The sequence below is a fragment of the Kribbella sp. NPDC054772 genome (assembly GCF_053611945.1).
In genome coordinates this window covers 65,894-68,070 of the sequence record NZ_JBSHBJ010000024.1, presented here as the reverse complement: position 1 = coordinate 68,070, position 2,177 = coordinate 65,894, and the positions used below count along the sequence as shown (strand labels likewise).

The following is a 2,177-nucleotide window of genomic DNA, read 5'->3' as shown; positions in this document are numbered from 1 at the left end:
CTACGCCCCATCACCACCCCCCCCCACCCCCCCATGTGGCCCCCCCCCCCCCCCAAACACCGGCAAAAATGGACGAGCGCGGGGCGGTATGGCCCCGCCCCCCCCCCCCCCGGCGTACCCCTCTGAACATCGAAGACCTGGCGTGAGCTCTTCCCATGAGAGCGCTTTCACGCCACCATGCACTGGCCCACCGGCTCAGGGTGGGCCATCCGCCAACAGATACACAGGAGGAACCGATGCGAGCACGACGCACAGTCGCGCCAGGGCCGTGGAGACGGCGTAGCTCGAGCGATCGCGGTGCCCAGGTGCGTGCATCGCAAGGCGACGGACCGCCCTCGATGCGGGGTTCATCGTGGGCGGTCCGTCGCCGCCGCGAGGTGCGTGCCTGGGCACCGCGAGCGCCGAGGTACGCCGTCTCCACGGCCCTCGCCCTCGCGGGCCTGCTCGCGGCAGCCACCCTGGCTGCTTGTAGTAACGGGGACGGGAAGGCCGCCGGCACTGGCTCAGGCGGCGGCGCGACCGTTCTGAACATCGGCATGCCGAACGGTCCACAGACCGAGAACCACAACCCGTTCCTCGGCTCCTCCTCGGGCGCCTCACTGGGCTACCGCTGGATGATCTTCGAGCCGCTGGTGATGATCAACGGCATCAAGCCGACAGATCCCGGCAAGCCGTGGCTGGCGACCGAGTGGAAGTGGGACGCCAACTTCACCAAGCTCTCGCTGACCATCCGGGACGGCGTGAAGTTCTCCGACGGCCAGCCGATGACCGCGGACGACGTGGCGTACTCGTTCCAGCTCCGCAAGGACAACGACGGGCTGAACCAGGACGCGATCCCGTACGGCACGATCGCTGCCTCCGGCAACAAGGTGGACCTGACCTTCACCCGGTCGCAGTTCACCAACCAGAACAAGATCCTGACCGTCTTCGTGGTCCCGAAGCACCAGTGGTCGACGATCAAGGACCCGAGTCAGGACACCCTGAAGAACCCGATCGGCACCGGCCCGTACACGGTCAAGTCGTTCACCCCGCAGACCACCACGCTGACGTTGCGCGACTCGTACTGGCAGGACCTCCCGAAGGTCAAGGAGCTGCGGTACACGTCGTACAACGACAACAACGCGCAGACCACCGCGCTGGCGAACGGTTCCTCGGAGTGGAGCTTCGTCTTCGTCCCGAACGTGAAGGCCGTCTACCAGGACAAGGACCCGAAGAACCACAAGCTCTGGTTCCCGGCGAACCTCGGTATCCACGGTCTGTGGATCAACACCACCAAGAAGCCGTTCGACAACGCCGCGCTGCGTCGTGCGATGAACCTGGTGATCAACCGCGACGACATCTTCCAGCAGGGCGAGGCCGGGTACTTCTACCCGAAGGTCGAGTCGATGACCGGCATCCCGACGCCGGCCGGTGAGTCGTTCATCGCCCCGGAGTACAAGGACAAGCAGCACGCGGTCGATGTCGACGGCGCGAAGAAGGAACTCAGCGACGCGGGCTTCAAGCTCGAAGGCGACGTACTGAAGGACCCGACCGGCAAGCCGGTGACGCTCACGCTCACCGACCCGGCCGGCTGGTCGGACTACCAGACCGACCTGGAGATCATCAAGGACAACCTGTCCACGATCGGTATCAAGGCGACCGTCGAGAAGGCCAACCAGGACGCGTGGTTCAAGAACATCGACACCGGCAACTTCGACGCCGCGATGCACTGGACCAACGGTGGCGCGACGCCGTTCGACATCTACCAGAACATCATGGACGGCAAGATCCTGAAGCCGGTCGGCAAGGGTGGCGTGAGCGGCAACTACGGCCGGTTCAACAGCCCGGAGGCGACCAAGGCGCTGGACCAGTACGCGAACGCCGCGGACGACGCGACCCGCACCAGCGCGCTGAACACGCTGCAGAAGATCATGGTCGAGCAGATGCCGATCATCCCCACCTCGGCGTCCAACGTCGGCGGTCTCTACAGCACCAAGAACTGGGTCGGCTGGCCCGACGAGCAGAACCAGTACGGGCCGGCGCAGCCGACCCAGCAGAACGCTCTGCAGATCATCCTCAACCTGAAGCCGGCCGGCAGCCAGTGATTCCGGGCCGCGGGGGGGGGGGGGGGGGCCCCCCCCCCCCCCGCCCGCGGGGGGTGGGACCCAAGACCCCACACAACCAACACTATGGGAGGG

General features: G+C 66.2%; 1 protein-coding gene. It reads left to right on the top strand.

Features of this window, described 5'->3' with window-relative positions; genetic code table 11:
* Window positions 1-338 precede the first annotated feature (338 nt).
* Entirely contained in the window at window positions 339-2,084 is a 1,746-nt protein-coding gene (locus ACWGID_RS29560) for an ABC transporter substrate-binding protein (RefSeq protein ID WP_452202024.1), read from the top strand.
* The last annotated feature ends 93 nt before the right edge of the window (window positions 2,085-2,177 follow it).

Bases quoted from the DNA above. Each gene is read 5' to 3' on its own strand.
- ACWGID_RS29560 (WP_452202024.1), top strand. From the start codon at position 339: ATGCGGGGTTCATCGTGGGCGGTCCGTCGCCGCCGCGAGGTGCGTGCC.